Source organism: Pseudomonas sp. LBUM920 (genome assembly GCF_003852315.1).
In the GTDB taxonomy this organism is placed as follows: Bacteria; Pseudomonadota; Gammaproteobacteria; order Pseudomonadales; family Pseudomonadaceae; genus Aquipseudomonas.
On record NZ_CP027762.1, the window covers coordinates 2,995,353 to 3,011,017 of the forward strand.

Annotated in this window: 25 protein-coding genes and 1 pseudogene; 10 read left to right on the plus strand and 16 right to left on the minus strand. The window is 57.2% G+C overall.

The window, feature by feature from the left end; genetic code table 11:
• Positions 1-474 precede the first annotated feature (474 nt).
• A complete protein-coding gene (locus C4J83_RS13890) occupies positions 475-702 on the plus strand; it encodes a hypothetical protein (RefSeq protein ID WP_124417326.1) in 228 nt (75 codons plus the stop codon).
• A 46-nt stretch (positions 703-748) separates the two neighbouring features.
• Here the strand turns inward: C4J83_RS13890 and C4J83_RS13895 are convergent, their stop codons facing one another.
• From C4J83_RS13895 to C4J83_RS13970, 16 genes and pseudogenes are all read right to left on the minus strand, one after another.
• Positions 749-1,234 (minus strand): protein kinase family protein, encoded by a 486-nt coding sequence (locus tag C4J83_RS13895; protein WP_124417327.1) that lies wholly within the window; start codon positions 1,232-1,234, stop codon positions 749-751.
• Positions 1,235-1,303: 69 nt separating this feature from the next.
• The gene (locus C4J83_RS13900) at positions 1,304-1,774 is read right to left on the minus strand and encodes a hypothetical protein (protein WP_124417328.1); all 471 of its coding nucleotides are present in this window, start codon (positions 1,772-1,774) and stop codon (positions 1,304-1,306) included.
• Entirely contained in the window at positions 1,771-2,013 is a 243-nt protein-coding gene (locus C4J83_RS13905) for a hypothetical protein (protein ID WP_124417329.1), read from the minus strand. Before C4J83_RS13905 ends, C4J83_RS13900 begins: the two co-directional genes overlap by 4 nt.
• Before the next feature lie 2 nt (positions 2,014-2,015).
• The gene (locus C4J83_RS13910) at positions 2,016-2,684 is read right to left on the minus strand and encodes a lambda exonuclease family protein (RefSeq protein ID WP_124417330.1); all 669 of its coding nucleotides are present in this window, start codon (positions 2,682-2,684) and stop codon (positions 2,016-2,018) included.
• Positions 2,681-3,661, minus strand: a complete 981-nt coding sequence (locus C4J83_RS13915) for a RecT family recombinase (protein WP_124417331.1) — start codon at positions 3,659-3,661, stop codon at positions 2,681-2,683. The genes C4J83_RS13910 and C4J83_RS13915 overlap by 4 nt, the downstream gene beginning before the upstream one ends.
• Before the next feature lie 55 nt (positions 3,662-3,716).
• Positions 3,717-4,847, minus strand: coding sequence for a hypothetical protein (locus tag C4J83_RS13920; RefSeq protein WP_124417332.1), 1,131 nt, complete (start codon positions 4,845-4,847; stop codon positions 3,717-3,719).
• Positions 4,848-4,901: 54 nt separating this feature from the next.
• The gene (locus C4J83_RS13925; RefSeq protein WP_124417333.1) at positions 4,902-5,129 is read right to left on the minus strand and encodes a hypothetical protein; all 228 of its coding nucleotides are present in this window, start codon (positions 5,127-5,129) and stop codon (positions 4,902-4,904) included.
• Positions 5,126-5,356, minus strand: coding sequence for a hypothetical protein (locus tag C4J83_RS13930; protein WP_124417334.1), 231 nt, complete (start codon positions 5,354-5,356; stop codon positions 5,126-5,128). Before C4J83_RS13930 ends, C4J83_RS13925 begins: the two co-directional genes overlap by 4 nt.
• The gene (locus C4J83_RS13935) at positions 5,334-5,600 is read right to left on the minus strand and encodes a hypothetical protein (protein ID WP_124417335.1); all 267 of its coding nucleotides are present in this window, start codon (positions 5,598-5,600) and stop codon (positions 5,334-5,336) included. Before C4J83_RS13935 ends, C4J83_RS13930 begins: the two co-directional genes overlap by 23 nt.
• 222 nt (positions 5,601-5,822) lie before the next feature.
• The gene (locus C4J83_RS13940) at positions 5,823-6,263 is read right to left on the minus strand and encodes a septation protein IspZ (protein ID WP_124417336.1); all 441 of its coding nucleotides are present in this window, start codon (positions 6,261-6,263) and stop codon (positions 5,823-5,825) included.
• Between the two features lie 161 nt (positions 6,264-6,424).
• Entirely contained in the window at positions 6,425-6,727 is a 303-nt protein-coding gene (locus tag C4J83_RS13945; protein ID WP_124417337.1) for a hypothetical protein, read from the minus strand.
• 63 nt (positions 6,728-6,790) lie between these two features.
• Positions 6,791-7,282 (minus strand): hypothetical protein, encoded by a 492-nt coding sequence (locus tag C4J83_RS30705; protein ID WP_256660680.1) that lies wholly within the window; start codon positions 7,280-7,282, stop codon positions 6,791-6,793.
• 192 nt (positions 7,283-7,474) lie between these two features.
• Complete coding sequence (locus tag C4J83_RS13955; protein WP_124417338.1) at positions 7,475-7,693, minus strand: hypothetical protein; 219 nt, start codon at positions 7,691-7,693, stop codon at positions 7,475-7,477.
• 214 nt (positions 7,694-7,907) lie between these two features.
• Positions 7,908-9,058, minus strand: a pseudogene (locus tag C4J83_RS13960) (IS3 family transposase).
• Positions 9,059-9,139: 81 nt separating this feature from the next.
• Positions 9,140-9,721 carry a DUF4236 domain-containing protein gene (locus C4J83_RS13965; protein ID WP_124417339.1) on the minus strand — a complete coding sequence of 194 codons (582 nt, stop codon included), beginning with the start codon at positions 9,719-9,721 and terminating at the stop codon, positions 9,140-9,142.
• Positions 9,722-9,741: 20 nt separating this feature from the next.
• Positions 9,742-10,476 carry a S24 family peptidase gene (locus C4J83_RS13970; protein WP_124417340.1) on the minus strand — a complete coding sequence of 245 codons (735 nt, stop codon included), beginning with the start codon at positions 10,474-10,476 and terminating at the stop codon, positions 9,742-9,744.
• 103 nt (positions 10,477-10,579) lie between these two features.
• On the opposite strand from C4J83_RS13970, the gene C4J83_RS13975 reads away from it, so the two are divergent.
• From C4J83_RS13975 to C4J83_RS14010, 9 genes are all read left to right on the plus strand, one after another.
• Entirely contained in the window at positions 10,580-10,813 is a 234-nt protein-coding gene (locus C4J83_RS13975) for a helix-turn-helix domain-containing protein (protein ID WP_073842711.1), read from the plus strand.
• A 50-nt stretch (positions 10,814-10,863) separates the two neighbouring features.
• Positions 10,864-11,481, plus strand: coding sequence for a DUF8585 domain-containing protein (locus C4J83_RS13980; RefSeq protein ID WP_124417341.1), 618 nt, complete (start codon positions 10,864-10,866; stop codon positions 11,479-11,481).
• Positions 11,482-11,723: 242 nt separating this feature from the next.
• Positions 11,724-12,068, plus strand: coding sequence for an HNH endonuclease (locus tag C4J83_RS30490; protein ID WP_177416152.1), 345 nt, complete (start codon positions 11,724-11,726; stop codon positions 12,066-12,068).
• Positions 12,065-12,994, plus strand: coding sequence for a helix-turn-helix domain-containing protein (locus C4J83_RS13990; RefSeq protein ID WP_124417342.1), 930 nt, complete (start codon positions 12,065-12,067; stop codon positions 12,992-12,994). Before C4J83_RS30490 ends, C4J83_RS13990 begins: the two co-directional genes overlap by 4 nt.
• Entirely contained in the window at positions 12,981-13,778 is a 798-nt protein-coding gene (locus C4J83_RS13995; protein WP_124417343.1) for a hypothetical protein, read from the plus strand. The genes C4J83_RS13990 and C4J83_RS13995 overlap by 14 nt, the downstream gene beginning before the upstream one ends.
• On the plus strand, positions 13,775-14,290 hold the full coding sequence (locus tag C4J83_RS14000; protein WP_124417344.1) for a hypothetical protein: 516 nt from the start codon (positions 13,775-13,777) through the stop codon (positions 14,288-14,290). Before C4J83_RS13995 ends, C4J83_RS14000 begins: the two co-directional genes overlap by 4 nt.
• Positions 14,287-14,463: a hypothetical protein gene (locus tag C4J83_RS30495; RefSeq protein ID WP_164487931.1), complete on the plus strand. Its 177-nt coding sequence runs from the start codon at positions 14,287-14,289 to the stop codon at positions 14,461-14,463. The genes C4J83_RS14000 and C4J83_RS30495 overlap by 4 nt, the downstream gene beginning before the upstream one ends.
• Complete coding sequence (locus C4J83_RS14005; protein WP_124417345.1) at positions 14,460-15,101, plus strand: recombination protein NinG; 642 nt, start codon at positions 14,460-14,462, stop codon at positions 15,099-15,101. Before C4J83_RS30495 ends, C4J83_RS14005 begins: the two co-directional genes overlap by 4 nt.
• Positions 15,098-15,646: a hypothetical protein gene (locus C4J83_RS14010; protein WP_124417346.1), complete on the plus strand. Its 549-nt coding sequence runs from the start codon at positions 15,098-15,100 to the stop codon at positions 15,644-15,646. Before C4J83_RS14005 ends, C4J83_RS14010 begins: the two co-directional genes overlap by 4 nt.
• Positions 15,647-15,665: the final 19 nt, after the last annotated feature.

The following is a 15,665-nucleotide window of genomic DNA, read 5'->3' on the forward strand; positions in this document are numbered from 1 at the left end:
CCATTTGGCGGACTTGACTCAGATTGGCGAGCTGCGCATTTTAGGGCGTACGTTTACATCCCAGTAGATGGCAATGGCTACTCAGGGCAATGCGGCGTTCCTTTACATGTAGTTGCTCATGCGTTATCTCCAAGCGTTCGTCTGCCTCGCAGCTGGCGTGATTTAGGTTTGTGGACTATTTGTCTCTATGTACATTGCACCCTGGCAGGAGGCATGCATGAGACTGCAAAGCGATATTGTTGCGCTCGCAGCTATCGAGGAGGATGCTCGAATGATGCTCAAATGGATTAGACTACCCGAGGACCATAAAAACTGGATATCGTCATTTGTTTGCTGCAGATCGTCGATCTGGCGACATATACAGACGAGATTGGCGATTATTCAGAATAGATCGCGCGATAGGGCGTTGCTGGGATGATATTGTTGATACGGATCATTACGGATGACCGGCATAGGACCAGACCAAGGATTCGCATGCACGAAGCGCAAATCGATTTGTTGGAGAAAACGTTGCGGATGATTGGTTGGCTTGCGCTGGTCTTGGGCATCCTGATCCTATCGCTCGGTATTTCCAATAAAATAGATTTAGAAGACATCTGCGACATCCACGAGGGCGCCTTGATCGTCTGGCCACCGTTCATAATCGGTGTCGTGGCGCTCTGGAGCCGCGCCTTTATCAGAGCTGGTCGTCGCTCAGTATAAGCAAAAGCTTTTCGCCTGCCTTTACTGTTGTAGTGAGTAATGTGGGCTAATCGTCACCATCGTCTTCGGCGTTTCTTTGTAGCGACTCAGCGAATCCGGCCTGTAGTAGTTTGTGCGCCACGTTTTCAGATATCTCGAAATCGTGGCGCACAATTTTGAAGTACAAGGCGGACCTTTCGGCCCCCAATGAGTGGGCATGTGCAATCAGTCGCCAAACGGTAGTTCGAACTTTCGTCTCTCCAAGTCCGAAGGTGAGCGCTTCCAGTCGGTCACGCATTCCCTGGCGGAAGTAATGCCGGATGATGTCGGAAGGCCCTTTGATCTTCGGAGGCGCCGGCGGCAGTTCTTCGGCCCCGCCATTCAACACCAGCAGCTGCATCGCCTCGCCGATTTCCTCAATCTCATGCCAGAGCATCAACTCGTCGAGCATCTGCCGGGTGCCGTACGGTACCGTGTGCCGCAATTCCTGCTCGCCCAGCTCCTGCCGTTTCTCGGCAAGCTTGGCGGTTCGCTCCTTCTGTCCGGCTGCCATGGCCTACCTCTTCTATTCCGCTGGCCGGCAGTGCGAGCCAGGTTTGACGTTTGCGTTGCTGGGGGCGGGCTATGCGGCGCATGAATCGACCTTCACCTGGTGCCAGGCGCCGACTGCTTCGAAGATGCGCGCCGCGTGGGCCTCGTCCAGCGACATCGCTTCAGGAATGGCAATCCAGCCCGACGCTACCATCTGGCTTTGATTGGCCTCGTCGCGCAGCTTCTTGTAGCAATGCTCGATCACGTCTTCCAGATGATCGGAGAGGTAGACGCCATCGGGCGCTACCTCCACCGATTTGTTGTACCGGTCACCGCGGGCGTCGATGCAAAGCGCGCTGAGATAGATCGTCCACCGGTGGGGGATACCGCAGACGGCCTGGCCAATCTTCCCTGGTGCGATGTTCTTCAGCGATTTGTAATTGATCATGCCCTGTCGGCCGCTGGGGTCGATGTTGACCACTGCGACGTGGTTGGATGCCAGCAGCGAGCGGCACGACCGGGCGATGCGCGCCTGCAGGTTATGGGGCTTGCGTTTGCTCATAATGCCTCCGCGAGTTTGCGCAGCGCTTCACGCTCGGCCCGGGTGATGAGCGGCTTGCGGCGCTTGAGGATGGTTGTCGGATCGACGAATTCCGAACGCTTCGCCGGGGCTGGATTGATCGCCGGGCTCTTGCCGATTGTGAACTTGCCGCCGGCGGCCAGGTGCTGACGGACCTGACTGGAAAGCTCCAGCGCTTTCTCGTGCCGAAACTCGATGTCTGATTTCAGGTTACTGATCATGATCAGGCTCCTAGGCGATGGGCTTGCGCCCGGGCTTTGTCCGCTACTTCATCAACCATCCTGCCAAGCTCCAGATTGAACTGGACGAGCTCCTGATGAAGCATCGTGATGTACTCCTCATCGCGCTCGATGGTCTCGATATACAGCCGGCAGTCTTCATCCTGGCGTGGATCGAACGATAGGAAATCCCACCACTCTCGGCCCGTGACGAACATGCAGCCCTGAACCTGCGGCTTATGTTCCTCGGGCATGCCTTCGAGCCAGGTGCGGACGTGGACGGCCTCATTGAATGGGCATTTCGACTCAAGACCCCCGTCCTCGCCAATTAAGCCGTCCGGCGAACAGCCCAGCCAGTCGTATTTTGGATGAACGACGAAGCCCGACTTGATGACGCTATTACCAGTCAGGATTTCGTAGAAGTCGTGGCTCGACTGCTCAACCTCGGTTCCCCAGGCCATCGACTTGCTGCTGACCGAATGTTTCGATCGGTTTGCCAGGCGCTCAAAAGCCAACTCGCGCATGTAGGTGGTGCGGGCCGCAAGCGGCTTGCGTTTGCCGTGTTTGTCACGGTCGCCCCATGCAATAACATCCTTGAATCGGCTGGCGGTGAGTCGCCCGCTGCGATCCTGATGCCACTGCTCGGTGCGCTGGAGGTCTACAGAGGCGTTCATTGAGCACCGTCCTGACTATCGACGCCGGCGGCAGCTTCGGCGCTATCACTGACAGTTGTGAACTCGGCGTCGATGGTTTGTGCAATGGCCTTCAGTTCGCCGTGACGGGTCACGCCAATGGCGCCGCGCTGTTGTGGTTTCAGTGCTTTCCAAGCTTTTTCATAGCCTTCAATGCCCTGCTCTTGAGCGATTTTTTTCAGCTGTTCGAAAAGGTCGGAAGTCGCTTCTGTAGTGTCGCCCTGGGGTACTGAGGCGGCACCTACGTCAGCAGGCTTTTCGCTGGTAGTTCTCGGGGTAACGTCTGTTTCTGGCAGCGTATAGCCGTCGTCCAGTTCTTCGCGGGTGTATACGCCAAGGATCACGTCAGGGCAGTACAGGCGAGCCCATTTTTTGAGGGCCAGGTAGGCGATCTGCTGCTTCGGATCGTCTGCCCACAGCGTCGAGTTCCGGGTTCGTGCCTGAGTCATCAAAGTGGTCAGTTCGCGCGGGGTATCCTCGCCCACGAACGTAGCCCAAACGCGGACGCCCAACCCTTTCTCGTCATTTATGTTCCAGTTTGGGACGCGGTACTTCTTCGGTTGCCCGTGGTCATCCGTTTGTTTTTTGCTCTCAATCTCGCGGAAATTGCCAATGATCTTGTCCCAGTCGCCAAACCACTCGTAATGGATTCGATCAATGGTCGGGGCTCGCGTCGTGATGACCGCGTTGACCAGCTGGGCTTCATAGCTCAGTTGGCCACCGTTGACGATGAAGGTCTTCTGCGCGACTTGGAATGGGTTCATTCCCCACTGCATGGACTGCATGATCACTGCCATGCAGTCGGCAGTATTGCCGTGAAAGTGTTTCGGCAGGGTGGTTTTGCCCCCAGCCATGATGCCCGCGAGCTCAGTCATCGACTGCATGCTGTCGCGGTTGAGGATCAGCCCTGTCGGGCTGGTGTCCATTGGTACGGTAGAAATTTGGGTTTGGGCGTTCATTGCTAACTCCATAGCCGACGACTTTGGTCGGCCTCCGGGGTGGCTTCAGGGTTCTTTAGAACGACATGGCACGCAGCCAGGCAGAGGCCTCGTCATTGGTGACGCAGAAGGCCATGGCTACGACCTCGATCACTTCGCTGGCGCTTGGAATGCTCGAGTCAGCGAGTTCGTCCACCGCTGGGGCCGGATCAGCTGCCGCTACAAACGCTTGTGCTGGGTCAGTAATCACTGGGGCCGCAACGACAGCTACTGCTGGAGCGGGCGCAGCAGCCTGGGCGCGCAGACGGGCCAGCTCTTCCTGGTCGCGCTGATACTGCGCGTCACGTTCACGCTGCTGGCGCTGCTGCGCTTCCATGTCACGGCGCTGCTGGTCCAGCTCGTCCTGCTGTTTCTTCAAGCGCTGACGGTCTTCTTCGGCGCGCTGTATGCGCAGCTCCTCAGCCTCAACGTCGGCGATACGTTGCTTCTCGCGCAGCTCGTCGAGCTCTTTCTGCTGGGCCATCAGCTTGGCGGCAGCCTCTTTACGGTCAACTGCAGCCCTGTGAAGCGTTTCAAGCTGCTCAATGGCGTTATCGCGAGCAATGGTGCCTTCGGCTTCAAATTCGCCGTATTCTTCGGGAAGAATCACCGAGTCTTTGACACTTTTAAGAACGCTTGCGACGTCCGTAGCGCTGCGGCTTGCGTATGCGGCAGCGACAGAGCTGAAGCGGGTAATCTTGGCCCGGATGGCTTCGACACGCTCCGCTTCGATACGCTCGCGCTCTGCCTTGGCATCAGCTACGCGTTTTTCTTCGGCCTTGATTGCTTCGTCAACAGGAGTCTCGACTGCCAAGACTCGATCTTTCAGCGTCTCGCCGAACTCCTTTACTTGGTTGACGCGAGCCTGGGCGTCTTTAACCGCCTGCTGGTAGGGAGCCAGTGCCGTTTTGGTGGTGTTGGCCAGGGCATAACGCACGTCGCGTATATCGACGCGAACCTCCTTTGCATTCGCCAAGCCTTCGCTGGTCGAGCAGTCAACCACCAGTTTCCCGTAGGTTGTCTCTAGGCGAACGATTTGCTCCTCGTGCGGCCGATACTCCGCGATGTCGGTGACGGCGACAGCGGGGGCAACGGACTTCTTGGATTCATTGGTTTTGCTCGCTTCAAGCGATTCTTGTGCGGGTGCTTGGTTGGTATTTTTGGACATGACGATCCCTCGCCGCGCCAGGCGCAGCATTGAAAGTAGTGGGAGTGATTGGAGTTATGCGGCGGAAGCACGCGAGGTGTTGTAGTCGGCAAAGATCTTGTCGATACACGCTTGGTAATGGCGGTGCTCAGCTTCGTCGATGGCACGCAGCATGAACGCCAGGGTGATGCATGACCTTGCGGCCGCACTCGCGTTGGGCTTTCCTACGTCGTGGAGAAGGTTTTCGATCTCGGCGTCTATCCAGCCCACGGCTATCTGATGGTCTCTCTGTGCTACGTTCATTCAACACTACCTACTGGCGGGCAGATAAGCTCCATATGAGCCATGGCGGCACCTATGCGCAGCTTGAGGCTAGCGCGATTTTTGATTCGCCGAGCCTCGCGCTCAGCAAGCTCGTCAGCCGTGTACTCGTGGAACATGTCGACGTGCTGTTTCTTCCCGAAATTCGGTAAATCCCAGCGCCTGTCGGATTCCCTGGCCTGGGCGCTATCCGCGTAGCTGGTTGGCATGGCGAGTCTCCAGGCTCCGGGCGAGGGCGCAGGCTTCGTTGTGATCGCGGCGGAAACCCATCACTTTATCGGTCCGGGTATCAACCACATGGAAGAAGTCACGTCCCGCCGGCTTCACTGTCATCCTGAAGTGGACCACGGGCTCCGGCCGCCCAATCAGCCGGTAGAAGTCGGCAGTGGCGATACGAGAGCGCTGACGCAAACCGTCGACAATTTCGCGGCGTGATTGGATGCTGTGGTGCATGGTCACCTCCAAGGTGGCGGGTTGTTCACCTGTATTCGTCAACACTCATGCCTCCCGCTGGTTGCCGATGGGCGCGGGGGAGGAGTGCTGACGGGTAGAGGTGGGAATCCGAAAAATCGGATTGATATGAGAGGACAGGGAGTCCTCAATGCATTGCTGTAGGAATGGTGGAGCTGAGGCCCTGTTCAGAGCAGTCAGCCACCACTAGGGGAGGTGCTATTACTAGTGAATGCTGGTCTTGCTGATGGCAATCCAAGAAATAGCGAATATGCCAGCCACAAATATCACCGGACTGCCGAAAACTTTGTAGTGAAGCCACAAATCAAATGGCGTGGAAAAAGCGACCGCAACGTTCAACACTGCCATAGTTGCGAAAAGCAACGCCAGTGAAAGTGCACACATGCGCCATTGTGGTTTTGACAGATTTAAACGTTTTCCGAAAATGCATTGAAGTAGATTGAGCTTGAAACCGGCTTCAGCGATAACTACTACCAGAGCTAATGATCCGTACAAAATTGTAGGCTTAATCAATATGACGAATGAGCTAGGCAGTAGGAGTTTTCCAAGCAGTACACCAAATACCAAACCGAAAATTTGGAACAATAGAAACGCGCGCCACAAAAGCGCAAAGGACAGACTCAGCCAATTTTTTGTCACACTCATTCTACGAGACCTTAAGGTGTTCATCATGCAGCGGCGGTATGCCGTTTCACGTTTAGGATTTCAGTTCTAAGCTACTAGATTGTATTGGCTCCATAAAGTACGAAAATTTTGTCATGCAGGTGACCGGGCATTTAACGACAGGCTATCGTCGCGCTGGTTGTTCAGATAACTGCCGTCATGGTCTTGGAGCCGTCGCCGTGTTCCGCGGTGAACGTCAGCGGAGCCGGCCGTCCATTACGGCGGATCAATGCGTTCGCCTGTGCAAAAACAGGGTATGGCTCGCCAGCTCCATCAGGCAGCAGCGTGTTGCACGTCAAATTCGAGCAGTCTTCACCGTTCGGGCCGTCGCCATCGTGGCCAATGGAAAAGCTCGCCATCATCGCGATGCCGTGTTCCTTACAGATCGCGATGACCTGCCGCATGAGCGGGCTGATCTGAGCGTCGTAAATCTGTTCTTTGTTCATGGTCATGCTCCGGTTATTTTCCCGATGCCCACCGCTCTGGATGGGCATCAGTGAAAATGTCCGTCACGCAGCAGTCAGTGCCTGTTGCGCACGCAATTCAGTCACCGCCTCGCGCGGCATGCAGCCATCCGAATACAAATCGAAAAGGTCGCTTTCTTCCTGCGAGCCCTCAGCGACGTAATGCCCGAGCACATTTCCAGCCCTGTTCAGCCAGTCGCGATAAGCCAGTGCAGACGAGTCTTCGCGGCATTCGTCAGCCGCCATGGTTGCCATGTTGAACATCGAGTTGCCCTCCGTTGATTTCCAATGCCGCCTCATCGAAGCGGCATCAGTAAATCTGTGGGTGCTTCCCGCGCCGCTTACCAGGTCATTCGCCAGTTCGGTCAACACCTCGACAGCCGTATGGGGTATCCCATCGTTGGCAGGCTTTCGGGCCTGTCTGTCGCCGGTCACCAGTAGTGGCAGCGCGTTTTGTTCACCTGACTTCCTCTCGCCCCACAGGTGATAGCCGGGGCTGACCTCCCAGCGATTCGCCGGTAATCGTGTATGGCGCATGTTGTTAAAGAGCGGCGGGCTGTGATGCCCTTCGCAGTGGCTGTGAGTCGCTGCGATGGGTGAACATTACCGTGTGGTAACAAATCAAGTCAATACCGTATGGTAATTAACTTGTGGAGCCCACAAAAAAGCCCGCTCGGTGGCGGGCTGCGAATTCAGATTGGTAGGGCTGATGCCGTAGGGGCGGTGATGTCAGTGTGGCACCGGGGAGAACAGCGCCCTCGCAACCTCGTCCAGGCGCTTCTCGACCTCCACCAAGTCCGCTTGTTTAATATCAATCGCGCATTGGTAAGCTCGGAGCAAGCACTGCAGAAGCTCAAGGTCTGAAATCTTCGCAAGCTCGTCTTTCAGGTCAGGACGCTGCGAGAGCAGAAGCGCTCTAATCTCTTCTGCGGTTTTCGACTTTTCCATGGGCATTCCCTCCATAGCTCAGTTCGATTTTTAGTGCATGGGAATGCGGAGTAATGGCCGCTGATCGCCAGATTGCTGAAGGGCAAGGCAGATACAAGAAGGCCGGCGCCGTGGACGGCTAGGAAGTGGCTGTCAGAGGGAAGTTGCGATCGCCTGGGCCAGTTGCTTGTCTGACATCAGCGGCGGTGCGCTGGTTGAATCGCCCCCGGATTCTCTAGACACCGTGCAAGCTCATTGCGTAACGCTTTTCAAACTCTACCGGTGACAGCTGATTGTTGAAACCATGGCGGCGTTTTACGTTGTAGAACATCTCGATGTAATCAAACACATCACTCCGAGCATCTTCCCGCGTGATGTAGATTTTTCGCTTGATTCGTTCCCGTTTCAGAAGCTGGAAAAAGCTCTCCGCCACGGCGTTGTCATGACAGTTGCCTCGGCGGCTCATGCTGGCAATCAAATTGTTTGCCTCCAAAAAGCTGCGCCAATCGGAGCTGCTGTACTGGCTGCCTTGGTCGGAATGAACCATCACCTCTTGCTTCGGTTTACGCCTCCAAACCGCCATCAACAACGCATCAATAGCCAAATCACTGGTCATCTGCGACTTCATTGACCAGCCAACGACCTGCCGAGAATACAGATGCAGTACCACCGCCAAATACAACCAGCCTTCATACGTACGAATGTACGTGATGTCGGTTACCCAAACCTTGTTGGGTTCCACAACATCGAACTGGCGCTTCAGCAAATTGGGTGAGACGACCGCTGGCTTACCGCCGTACTTTCCAGGGGGCGTCGATAACCTGTCTGAGAACGCAGACCTTCAAGACGCATCAGCCTCGCCACACGATGACGACCACAATCCTCTCCGACCTCGCGCAGATCGTCGTGGATTTTGCGATAGCCATAAACGCCGCCGCTCTCCAGCCAGGAATGCTTGATCAAACCCAGCAGTCGCTGGCCGTCTTTGGCGCGTGCAGATTGCGGCTCAGACAACCAGGCGTAATACCCACAGGAATGGACTTTCAGCGTCATGCAAAGCCGTCGAATCGAATAGTCGCCCTCGTGCTGTTTGATAAAGGCGTACTTCAACCGCACTCCTTGGCAAAGTACGCGGCGGCCTTTTTTAATATGTCTCGCTCCTCAGTCACCCGCTTGAGTTCCGCTCGCAGACGACGTAGCTCAGCGTGCTGATCATCATCCTGCTGCCGTTCTTCTTGAGGTTTGCTGTAGCGCTTTATCCAGGCATAGAGGCTATTCGTCGACACGCCGAGACGGGCCGCCACCTCAGCGACAGGCAGCTTCTTTTCGGTCACTTGATTTGACTGCTTGGATTTTGAATTCTTCGGGATAACGCGGGTTGCTCATGGCACCTCCTGATTGGCCTCATTTTAAGGCATGGAGGTGTCTACGAAACCCGGGGCGATTCAGACATTTAGGGCTCCAAACTCAGTGCGCGGACTGCCATTCACCAGATTCCGCCTCGTACCTATCAAAAGACTCTCTAAGTGCCACAATATCCAGCGGCGACTTCGGGCTAATCGAGCCAGGCTCCTCTGGAACAATTCCATCAGCCTCCATCAATTCGACGAGCTTTTTGCCGCGAGCAATGCCCACATTCAGATGGCGAGCAACAAAAGCTGCGCTTAGGTGCTTCCCTGTTAGGGCAGCAATAACCGCTCTGCCGTACATAGGGTCAGCAGCGTAGCTGTCAGGATCCAGGTAGTTTTCCAGCCAGCCACCGAATCTGCATTCGGAAAGAAGAACATCTAGATCAGCTATTGTTTGATCAGCGCTCGCCAGCGCCTCCGCCAGGGCTCGCTCATGTTCCTGCTCGTTGGCGGGCTCGCCTTTGATCAGATGGCTAGCTGATAGGCCTGTCCCTGGAAGGCCGGTAGTGACCCTCACTCCCTTCTTGCTCTTGTTGATGATCAGCCCTGGCGGACCAAACGAAAAGCTGAAGCCGGACTTGCTGATGTTTAGCCAAACCCAGGGGAGTATTTGAATCCGCTTTTGAAATCTCATACCCATTCACCACCTCCTTGTGGTCGTTATAGCTTGCGAGCATTCCAGGCAAGCAGAACGCGAGCCTGGATATGCACTTTGGCGAGCATATCCCCCTCGATCATGATTGCTGGGTACACAGGGTTGTCTGAAATCATGCGCAGGGAGCCGCCTGTCAGGCGCTGAAGCCTCTTAATGAAAAGCTCGCCCTCAAGCGTGAAGACATAGATCGCATCGGTTCGGATCTCGGTTATGCCGCGATCTACTAGCAGGGCGTCGCCATTACGGAACGTGCCCTCCATGCTGTCACCATCGCCATCGATGATGGCCAGGTTCTCTAGCTTGGAATACGACAAACCCTGAGTCTTAAGCCAGTCAAGGTGAACGGTAATATCTCTGATCACCTCAATATGGTCAGGCGGCACTCTTCCGGCCCCCATCGAGCCAGCTACATCGAGCTGGGGGATGGTTATGAAGTTGGCGTCCTGAGACTTTCTTCGCGTATCAATAGGAATCGCGCTGCTCTCCGTGGCGTGGCCTTCACCAATCGGTGCATCTAGCGCGTATCTGGCGAGGCCGAATTCGCTTTCTATTTCCCGTGCGAAGTCCTCTCCAATGGTTTTTGCGCCGTTTTTTTTCCGCTCAAAAAGACATCTGGAGATGAAGTTCTGAGGCTTCTTTAGCTTTTCTGCGAGGCGCGACTGTGCGCCGCGAGCGCCAACTCCGTATTCGGTGTCCATCAGCTTTTTTAGGTTGTGCCTGCGCACTTCGCGAATATCCATCTTGCGATTCTCTACGGGTCATTACTCATTGGTAAATGACCATTAGGTATTGATTAAGTGGTTACCGTGCGGTAATAATTGCGCGTCACAGAGGAGAACCGTGATGCGAACTAAGCACACCCAGCTTTTGGAGTGGCTCAAAAGCGCCTCCGACGATGCCGTCGAGCGCACCGGGACCTCTCGCGGCTACCTGAAACAAATTGCCTACGGGAACAAGCAAGCCTCCGCTGCGCTTGCGGTTTCGCTTGAGCGTGAATCGGCAGGCGCCCTAAGTCGCCGGTCGTTACGCCCCGCTGATTGGAATTTGATCTGGCCAGAGCTTGCTTCTGCCGCCTGACATCCCAGTCCGCCGTTCCATTGAAGCCAGATTAGAAGAGAGCAGGCCCCATGCAAACGTCCAGTTCCAGACACACCATACAAACCCGTGATCAGGTTTTGGTCGCCCACGCTGCAAACCAGATTGCACGCACCAGTCTGAGCCAGGACGACTTCGCCCAGGCTTTGAGCCGCGAGTTGCACCTGTCGATCCCGGAGCGCGCCCAGAAGAAAGACGTTCCTGACTTCAACTCTGCGGAACTGACCGCCGACGTAAATGAGTTCGTGAAGGCGACCGGCCGCTGGCTCAAGCGTGTACAGCGCTGGCTGTCCGGAGACCAAGAAATGCCGTCCTGGCTGGAAGAGTCATGGGTCAACGCCCTTGAGCCTGAATTCCGCGACCACTGCGTAAACGAGCTGGCAAGCCGCCACGGTCTGACCGGCGCCCGTCAGATGACTAGCGACCAATGCGCGAACAAAAGCTTCGGTGCGCTGATCCGCGCGCTGGGCGATGTGATCGACACCGGCAGTGAAGTGTTTGATGACCAGGTGATGTGCGAGCAAGACCTGCCGCATCTGCCAGCGTTCGCCAAGCAGTGCCGCCAGGTTGAGGCGAAGGCGGGGGAGCTGGGGCGCCGCGCGGAGCAATTGCTCGCTTCGGCACAACGAAATTTGAAATCTGTTTCCTGAATTCCCGCGCATGCGCGGAAATCGGTGCCCATCGGGTTCGCACTATGAATTAAGCGGATCTGAAACCCAGGCACAAAAAAGCCGACGGTCGAGGTCGGCTGGTTTGTTAACACACTGTGAGGCCAATTATATGCATAGCACAAGCCAATCGATCAATAGCCTCAACAATCTCGCGCCACGCTTTTCGCAATCTGAAAACGTGGCGCGCATTAGCCCTCATTCAGTTGAGCTGGCGGCTTGACATGCAATACACCGTCACGATTAACCAAGTAAAGGCGCTGGAGTGGAATCCGAATCGCATGGGCCACGTCACCGCCCTCCAGCCTACCGTACTCCTGCCTCGGCGCCGAACGAAAAAGAAACCCGTCCCTTCTGGACTGCGCGCGCAAATATTCGCTCGCGATGGTCACGCTTGCCTGCGCTGCGGCTGTTCGGTGCTGATGCGCTTGAGGGCTGATCAAGTCTTACCTGAGAGCCAAGGTGGAGAGGCTTCTTTGGGCAACCTCCAGACCCTTTGCATGTCCTGCAATAGCTGGAAGGGCGTGCGGACGATTGATTTCCGCGCGTTCGCCGGAGGTGCAGCATGAGCATGGGCCTTATGGTCGCCGCGATGAAACTTCGCGTCGGTAATCCACTGCGTAAGCTGGTGCTGATCAAGTTGGCCGACAACGCCAGCGACGTAGGCGAGTGCTGGCCGTCCTATCAGCACATCGCCGATCAGTGCGAGATCAGCAAGCGCTCTGTTATGAACCACATCACCGCCCTGTGTGAGGCGGGACTTTTGCGCAAGGAAATCCGGAAGGGTGGCCCAAAGGGGAATTCGTCGAACGTTTACTTCCTGACCCTCGACGGGGGTGGTGCACCTCCTGCACCAGGGGTAGCGCAGAAGATTCACCCGGGTAGTGCAGCAGGTTCACCCCCTAGTGAATCTCCTGCACCAGGGGGTAGTGCAGCAGCTGCACCCAGAATCAGTAACTCTCTTGAACCAGTCATGGAACCCGTCATTGAACCAATTACACCCCCGGCTCCCGCCGCGGTTCTGCCGGCTCAGTCCCGTGGCTTGGTGCTGGTGGTTGACCGCACCGATACTCCCCGGGTCGAGATTCCCGCCGACATGCCGGGCCCCAAAGACCAGACCTGCAAAACCTTCAAGGTCTGGGCGAACTACGCGATGGCTTACCGCAAGCGCTACGGCGCCTGGCCGGTATGGAACGCCAAAGTCGGCGGCCAGCTCGGCCAACTGGTCGACCGCCTCGGCGCCGATGTCGCCCACCACGTCGCCGCCCACTTCCTGAAAACCAGCGATGCCGCTGTGCTGCGCAAGTGCCACAGCCTCAACGAGCTGCTGGCCAACGCCGAGAGCTATCACACCCAGTGGGTGACCGGGCAGCGCATCAACGGCACCACCGCCCGCCAGATGGAGCGAACTGAGGCGAACCACTCCGCAGCGGAGCAGGCCGCCCAGATGGTCCTGGCCAAACGCCAAGCAGGTGACCGCAATGAATACCTCTGAAATGAACGACCATCAGGTTGCCGGACTGGCCGCCGCCATCTGCGCCACAGCCGAGGCCATGGGCCAGGAAATGAACCCAGGCACTGCCGCGATGATGGCCGAAGACCTCTGCGCCTACCCGGTGCCAGTCGTCAAAGCTGCCTTGAAGGCCTGCCGCTTCGAGGTGAAGGGCAAGCTGGCGATGGCCGACATCCTGCAACGCGTTCAGTCCTCCGACGGGCGCCCGGGCAAGGACGAGGCCTGGGCAATCGCCATGACCGCCAACGACGAATTTGAAACCGTGGTGCTGACCGATGAAATTCAACTGGCCCTGGCAGCAGCGAAACCCATCTTGGATGGCGGCGACAAGATCGGTGCGCGCATGGCGTTCATTGATGCCTACCAGCGTTTCGTAGGGCAGGCCCGCGAGGATGCGAAGGCAGTCAATTGGCATGTGTCGGTGGGCTTCGACGCCCACCGCCGCATCCAGGCCGTCACCAAGGCTGTGGAGCTGAAGCGCATCCCCCAAGAGCACGGTCAGAAGTACTTGACTGACCTGAGCATTGTTCCCGTTACCGAGGAAGGCCGCGCCATTGCTGGATTGCTCACCGGCGCCGTCACCCAGCCTGCACCAGCGCTGCGCCAGAAGCTGGGACTGGTCAAAAACTCGATGCTGGAGATGCGCCAGGCCAGCGCCGAGCGGAAGACCGAAATGCGGATTGAAGCGGCCAATGAGTTGGCGGATCGCCGGGCGCTGCTGATCCGGCAGGCTCAGGAACTGGAAGCGAAGAGGGCGGCGCAATGACCAAGCCAGCAAAGCATCGCCCAATGCCCGTGCACCTGGTGCTGCGCCGTCTGGTCGACCCTGCTACTGGCAAGGAGGTCGCCGCATTCGTGCCGTCCTCCGATGCTGACCGATCGATCCTCCGCGAGCGTGAATTCAAGATGAACGCGAAGATCCGTGCGGACCTCAAACAGCCGCGCAACCCACGGTTCAATGGTTTGGTTCATGGTCTGGGCCGGGTGCTGAGCCAGAACATCGACCGGTTCTCTGGCAAGCAGTCCCACGACGCGATCAAGGCTCTGCAGCTGGAGTCGGGCGTGTACTGCGACGAGGAAGCGTTCGATATCCCTGGCCTGGGCCAACTCACGCGCAAGACACCTCGCAGTCTCTCGTACGACTCAATGGGGGAGGAGACATTCCAAGACTTCTGGCGCCAGTGCTGCGCGTACCTGGTGCTGCATGACTGGCCGACGCTCACGGAAGAGCGCCTAACCGAAATGGCAGAATTTGAAGCATTCAAGGAGGCCGCGTGAGCCACGACAACGGATACGGAAAACGCTGCCCCGACTGCGGCGAGCCGATGAGCAACATGCCGAGCCTGAACCTACGGCAGTGCGCTACTGGCTGCAAAAACAAGCACGACTGGAAGCTGGCCGAGGGGCTGGCGCCATTGTTCACCGAGAGCCGCGACAGGGGGATTGCATGAGCATCGAGCGCAAGCAGCCCAAAGCGAAGAAGTGCCGCGTTGCTACGTGCAGGGCCTCATTCGTCCCTTCTCGGATGGGTCAGGCGGTTTGCAGCCCGGCCTGCGCAATGATCGACGCGCCGAGGCACGCACCGAAGGCACGCAAGGCGCTGGCCCAGGTTGGGCGCTCTGAAATCAAGGTTCGCAGAGAGGCCCTAAAGACCCGCGCCGACCACCTCAAGGATGCAGAAAAGGCTATGCGCGACTACCGGCGCACCTACGAGCTGAGCATCGGCAGCGGCTGCATAAGTTGCGGGGAGTCGCAGGAATCAATCCTGGCGGCCCAGGGATGGAAGACCGGCGGTGCGTTTGATGCCGGGCACTTCCTCGGTAAGGGCGCCCGGCCCGAGTTAAGGCTGGTGCCCAGCAATATCTGGCTCCAGTGTAAAAGCTGTAATGCCGGGTCGTCGAAGTTCGCCCGCAAAGGCGAGACGGTTTCTAAGGGTTTCCGTGCCGGGCTCATTGCTCGCATCGGCCTGGAGGCTGTCGAGGCGCTGGAGGCCGACCACACGCCACGCAAAGAGACAGTCGATCAACTCAAGGCCATCACCGCCGAATACCGTTCAAAGACAAGAGAACTCAAGAGGGCTGCAGCATGACCTATCGCAACGTTGTTTCAGCAGTAGTTCGGGCGCTCGCGGCCGAGACCATCAGTTCCGCCGGCGGCTGCGACTTCGAGCCCAAAGTGCAGTGCGCCAAGCAGAAGGGGGAGATCGTCGGCAAGGAGGCGGCGTTTCTCCAGGACTGCTGGGTATTCGGTCGGCTGCATAAGGCGCTTACCCCGGCGCACTGGCGGGCACTGGTGGCCAAGTACTCCACCCACGAGGAGCGCAAGCACGGCGCGATCCTGGAGCTGCTCAATTCGGTGAAGTCGCCGGCGCCGAAACGGTTTCGTGAGTGCGCTGTGCTGACGTGGGCTATTCCGCAGGTTGCCGGTTCCGAGGGCAAACGTTCCGCCACTGTGCTGCCGGCCGCCTGGTATGACATCACCAATTGGGACAATGACGGCAAGCCAGAGTCAACTCGGTATCGTTGGCGTTCATCCATACGAAATTCTTTGGATGGCCAGGTAAATGAGGCGCTGATGGCCGCTCAAGAGATTCTTGACGCCGAGGGGCTAATGGAGAACGCCATGGCATCATAATTTGCTGCGGCAATGAACT